We start from the raw sequence: 5,485 nt of genomic DNA, 5'->3' as shown, positions 1-5,485 counted from the left end.
GACTGAAACTAAAGGGCCTGAGCCCGGTAAAGTACCGGGAACAGGTCGCGCTGGCTGCCTGATCCCCAACTGTCCAACTTTAGGGGGTCACTTCAGGGATGGGTTCACGGCGTCCCCCGACCCGCCTACCCACCCGGCCAATCCCATGGCTCATGCTTGTGCTTGTGCTTCCACCACGGAGGGGCCCCGCCGTTCGCCGATCCCCGCCGAAGGCGCGCTTCCCGCTCTGCCTTTCGCAGTGCAGCATGCCCCCGCGCAAACCTGCGCGATCATGGACCCCCGCCCCCGCCAGGACTCCGCCATGCAGCAGTACCTGCTTCTGATCTACATCGACCCGTCACTGCTGCGCACACTGCCCATCGACGACTTCAATACGTTGATGCGCGACTGCCTCGCCCATGCCGACAAACTGCAGGCCGAAGGCACGTTGCTGGCCGCGCAGAAACTGCAGCCGATCGAATCGGCGCAGACCCTGCGCGTGCGCGATGGCCACAGCCGGGTACTCGATGGCCCCTTCGCCGAAACCCGCGAACTGCTGGCCGGCTTCAACCTGATCGTTGCCCGTGACCGCGATGAGGCCATGCGTATCGCCCAAGGCTTCCCGTGGGCGCGCTTCGGCAGCATCGAGGTGCGCCCGCTGGAAGACATGGACGCCGAGCGCGAACGCTGCGGCGCCCCGGCCGCGGCTACGGCAGCAGCCGTACCCTGATGTCGCGCGGGCCCACGCCTTCGTTGCCGCTGTAGTCGCGCGCACTGGCACGCACGATGTACTCGCCCGGCGGCAACGCCGCCGGCTGCCAGCGCCCGGTTTCCATCAGCCCATCGCGCACGGTGTTGGTCACCAGATAACGGAAGCGGGTGACCGCGCTGCCATGCACGGTGATGCCGCTGTCGGGTGCGTAAGCCACTTTCACCGCCTGCTTCTGCGGCGGCATGCGGTTGAAGACGATGTTCCAGCGCGGCTGCTCGTAGCCCTGCAGCGGCTGCCCGGCGGCATCGAGGATCTGGTAGCCCACCTGGTACGGCCCCAGCCGGCGACGCGGCAGGTTGTTGTCCACCTGGTCCCAGGCTTCCACCACGATCTGCACGCCGCGTCCCTGCCGGGCCAGCATCACCACGCCATCGCTGCCGGCGGCCATTGGCTGGTCGTTGTCGTCCAGCAGCGCCACATCGGTGATGCGCGGCGCGAAGTGGTCGGCATAGTTCTTGAACCCCAACGCCACCGCATTGGTCTCGAAACCGCCATTGCCCACGGCCAGGTGCACGTGCGCCTGGTTGTTGATGCTGCCCAGGCGGTCGCCGACGTGGATGCGTGTACCACGGCGCACGCGGATCCGCTCCAGCGTGCCGTCTTCGGCGTACAGCGGCTGCCAGCGCGCGTCGAACGGTTCGCCGCGTGGCGTACGACCGACGCGCATGTGGATGTACTTCAACCGGTCCACGGCCAGGCCTTCGGCCTGTCCGCCGAGGCTCCAGGCGGCAATCGGGCTGCTGATCTTGCCCTCGGCGATCGCCAGTACGGTCTGGCCGACATCGCCGCGCACATCGAAGCCGCCGTGCAGGTGGTGGCGGCTCTCACCCTGGAAGGTGCCGCGCACCTCGCCGAGCGTGCCCACCACTTCGTGCCAGCCATCCTGCGGTGCCAGTGGCCAGCGCCCGCCACTGTCCGGCAGCGCCGCATCCGAGGCCGGGCCCACCAGCGCCGGTGCGGGCAGTTCACCCACCGGCAACGGGCGCAGGCGATGCAGGCGATAAGCCGCGGAATCGGCCACCAGCAGGGTGCCGTCGGCCTCTACCGCCAGACCGCTGGGGCGCGCCAGGCGTGGCAGGCGATCATTGCCCAGCAGTGCCAGCTGATGCCCCTGCGGGGTCACCTGCACGATGCGTCCATCCAGGTCACCCACGTACAGCACGCCGTCATGCGTGGTGGCCAGTGACAGCGGGCCATTGATGACCTCCCCGCGGCCAACGACGGTGCTGACCGTGCCATCGGCGCCGACGCGACGCACTGCGTTGTTGAACAGGTCGGCCACCAGCAGTGCGCCGTGCGCATCGAAGGCCAGCGCCACCGGCGTATCGAAACGAGCGTCAGCGCCAAGCGCATCGGCGAAGCCCGGGCGGTCGCCGCCGGCCAACGTACGCACGTTGCCATCGGTACCGATCACCCGGATGCGGTCATTCCAGGTATCAGCCACATAGACCTGTCCCTGCGCATCCACGGCGATGCCCATCGGCCCATCGAAGCGCGCCTGCGCGGCAGGGCCATCGGCGAAGCCTTGCTGGCCACCGGCCAGCGTCGTCACCTGTCCATCGGTACTGACGCGCCGGATCGCATGATTGCCGGTGTCGGCCACATACAGGTTGCCCTGCGCATCGGCGGCAATACCCGAAGGCGTGTTGAAACTTGCCTGCAGGGCAGGCCCATCAACACGACCCTCGCCCTGCCCCGCTACCGTTTCAATACGGCCATCGGGCAGGCGGCGGCGAATGCGGTTGTTGTCACCGGCATCGGTGAAGTAGACGCTGCCATCGGCACTGGCCAGCAGCGCGTAGGGGTCGGCAAAGCGTGCCTGTGCGGCGGCGCCATCGCGATCACCGGGATGGCCATCACCAGCCAGCAGTTCGATCTGTGCGGTCCAGCCCAGCGGCGTGGCGGCCGGGCCGCTCGCTACTGTCGGGCCCGATGCCGGGAACTCCCACCAGGTTGCCGCCAGCGCCACCGCTGTTGCCACCACTACGCCTGCCGCCATCCAATGCCGCCGTGCCATCGTTCCTGTTCGCCTGCCAGACCGTGAAGAGGGTCAGACGATAGTCGCTGCACTCCCGGCTGCCAAGGCCGCGCCGCTGCAAATGCGAGGGTGCTTGTGGTGGCAGCCCTTTGCGGGTTCAAATCAACGCACTTCGCATTCAAATCAACGCACTTTCCAAGGATGGATGCCGTCATGTCCCGACCTACCCTGCCTCTCGCCGCCCTGCTGCTCACCGTGCTGGCGGCAGCATCTGCACACGCCGTCGAGCCCCATCCCGAGGCGCCAGCGCAGGAGATTGCGGATACCCCCTTTTCCGCCTACCAGCAACGGTGGGAGTCGGCGTTGATGATGGCCGGCAGCGGCAACATGCTGGGTGCCATGATCGCGTTCGAACGGCTGATGGACGATCCGTTGTTCGCCCGTCTCGAGCCCGCCGTGCGTGGGCGCAACGCGCAGATCGCCGGTGCCACCGCGTTGATGCAGGATGCCCCCGGCGTTGCCCGCCGCTACCTGCAGCAGGCACTGACCGCGCTGCCGAACGACCCGGCCACGCCGGCCACCCTGGTATCGGTGGAACTGGCCGAGGACAACACCGCCGCCGCAACCCTACACCTGCTGCAAGCGGCCACCCATGCAGATGGCCCAGTGCAGGTTGATACGCAGACCGTCAGCTACCTGCAGTACACGCTGCGTGCGCAGCCGGCTCAACGCATGGCCCTGCTGAAGAGCCTGTTCGACAACCAGTGGACGGGGGATGGCGTTGAACCCACCGGCCTCTGGCTGGTGCTGGCGACATTGCAGGTCGAGCACGGCCGCAGCGCAGAGGCAGCTGCCACGATTGCCCGCATCGATACACCGTTGGAGGTGATCGCATTGCGCAGCGACAAGCGCTTCGACCGCTACGTCGATCGCCGCGATCCGCGGTTCGATCCGCAGCAGGTGGCACAGCGCAAGCTGGATGACCTGCGCGTGTCGGGCCTGCTCGACCGCCGCTTGAATGCCAAGCTGGCTGCGTTCGGCTTCATCCAGCTGATGGTGGGCGAGAACGAGCAGATCGTGCAGTTCACCGATGACATGGCGCGGATGGTCAGTGCCGGCCAGCGTCCTGCGGGTGAGGAGGCAACGTGGCTGGCGTGGCTGCTGGACTACCGCACGCTGGCACTGCGCCGGCTGGATCGCATCGACGACTCGGTGGCGGCCGCACGACTGACCGATGCGGTCGGTGCCCTTGGCCCGGACGCGGCCGAGCACCGCATGAACCTGGCCTTCATGCTGTCTGCCACTGGCCACGAACGCGAGAGCGACACCCTGCTTGCCGGCATGGACGGGCTGTCGCCCTTCGGGCTGGCGGCGCGCGCCTACCTGACCTTCGTGCATGCGCGCGAGAACAACGATCTGGCGGCAGCGGCGGCCGCGCGCGCGGAAATCGTCAGCCACCGCAAGGACGCACCCCAGATCCATATGGAGCTGCTGATTGAAGAAGGCGACATGGAGGCCGCCGCAGCCGCGCTGATAAGCCAACTGGAATCCGCAGAGGATCGCACCGACGCACTGCTCAGCCTGCAGGACATGCGCGTGTATCCCTCGCTGCCGGCGGAGCGGGTGGCCGACGAACGCTGGCGCGAACTGAAACAGCGTGCCGATGTGCGTGCCGCGATCAACCGCGTCGGCCGGATTGAGCGCTACCCTCTCTACAGCATTTCCACATCGCGCTGATCGCCGGTCATTTTGCCGGCACTTCGATACGGATGCCCATCGCTTCGCGGTAGCGCGTATACAGGGCCATCACCTTGTCCACGTAGGCCAGGGTTTCGGCATACGGTGGCACGCCCTTGTAGCGCGCCACCGCACCGATGCCGGCGTTGTAGGCCGCCGCTGCCAGCGGACGGTCGCCGTTGTAGCGACGCAGCAGCGCGCGCATATAGCGGGCGCCGCCGTCGATGGACTGCTGCGGCGAGAACGGGTCGCGCACGCCGTATTCCAGCGCGGTGTCCGGCATCAGCTGCATCACGCCCTGCGCGCCCTTGCTGGACACCGCCAGCGCGTCGAAATTGCTTTCGGCGTGGGCGATCGCCCGCAACCAGGCATCGTCCACGCCGGTGGCCTTGGCCGCCGCCTTGAACTGTTTTGCGTGCTGGGCCAGCTGGGGCTTGCCGACCTTGCCCAGGCCTTCGTGCGCCGGTTCGCCCGGCGGTGTGGCTACGGTGAACTTCAGGAACACCCGCGAGCCGGGCAGGTTGCGGGTGGAATAGACAAGCTTGCCGTCCTGCTCGCGCTCGTACAGCACGCCACTGAACACGCCCATGTTGCCCCACAGGTTGGGGGTCTGCACGGCGCTGTCGTCGATCTCCTTCGGCGTGCAGCGCGAGCCGGGCTCCGGTGCGGTGGCCAGGCTGACGGTGTTGCCCTGCACGCAGCGGTAGACCGTGCGCGCAGCGGCCAGCCCTGGCCACAGGCCAGACAGCAGCAACAGCGCGACGAGGGCGGGACGGAGGGACATGGCGGCGGGATGATCCGGCCGCGGCCGCTAACACTGAGTGAATGGGGGGTTCGGCCGGGCGGCGCCCGGCACCCGCAGAAGCAACGGCCGCAGCAACAGCCGAAGCAACAGCAGAAGCTGGCTTCCTGAAGGTAGGCGGGGTGGGTCCGGTTGCGGGGGACGCCGTGAATACGTCCATGTAGGCTCGGTCGCCGCATCCATGCGGCTCACGCCCCCGCAACCGGACCCACCCCGC

General features: G+C 67.7%; 4 protein-coding genes. 2 read left to right on the top strand and 2 right to left on the bottom strand.

The window, feature by feature from the left end; genetic code table 11:
* The first annotated feature begins 301 nt into the window (after positions 1-301).
* Positions 302-709, top strand: a complete 408-nt coding sequence (locus ABIA73_RS21460) for a YciI family protein (protein WP_025879187.1) — start codon at positions 302-304, stop codon at positions 707-709.
* Here ABIA73_RS21460 and ABIA73_RS21455 read toward each other — a convergent pair.
* Positions 687-2,768 carry an SMP-30/gluconolactonase/LRE family protein gene (locus ABIA73_RS21455; RefSeq protein WP_354276256.1) on the bottom strand — a complete coding sequence of 694 codons (2,082 nt, stop codon included), beginning with the start codon at positions 2,766-2,768 and terminating at the stop codon, positions 687-689. The genes ABIA73_RS21460 and ABIA73_RS21455 overlap by 23 nt on opposite strands.
* A 174-nt stretch (positions 2,769-2,942) precedes the next feature.
* On the opposite strand from ABIA73_RS21455, the gene ABIA73_RS21450 reads away from it, so the two are divergent.
* Positions 2,943-4,466 (top strand): hypothetical protein, encoded by a 1,524-nt coding sequence (locus tag ABIA73_RS21450; protein ID WP_354276255.1) that lies wholly within the window; start codon positions 2,943-2,945, stop codon positions 4,464-4,466.
* Between the two features lie 7 nt (positions 4,467-4,473).
* On the opposite strand, the gene ABIA73_RS21445 is transcribed toward ABIA73_RS21450, so the two are convergent.
* On the bottom strand, positions 4,474-5,250 hold the full coding sequence (locus ABIA73_RS21445) for a lytic transglycosylase domain-containing protein (protein WP_032975549.1): 777 nt from the start codon (positions 5,248-5,250) through the stop codon (positions 4,474-4,476).
* Between the last annotated feature and the right edge of the window lie 235 nt (positions 5,251-5,485).

The sequence above is a fragment of the Stenotrophomonas sp. 2694 genome (assembly GCF_040548715.1).
Lineage (GTDB): Bacteria > Pseudomonadota > Gammaproteobacteria > Xanthomonadales > Xanthomonadaceae > Stenotrophomonas > Stenotrophomonas indicatrix.
Note: the sequence above shows the minus strand (reverse complement) of the source record. Positions and strands in the feature narration are given on the sequence as shown.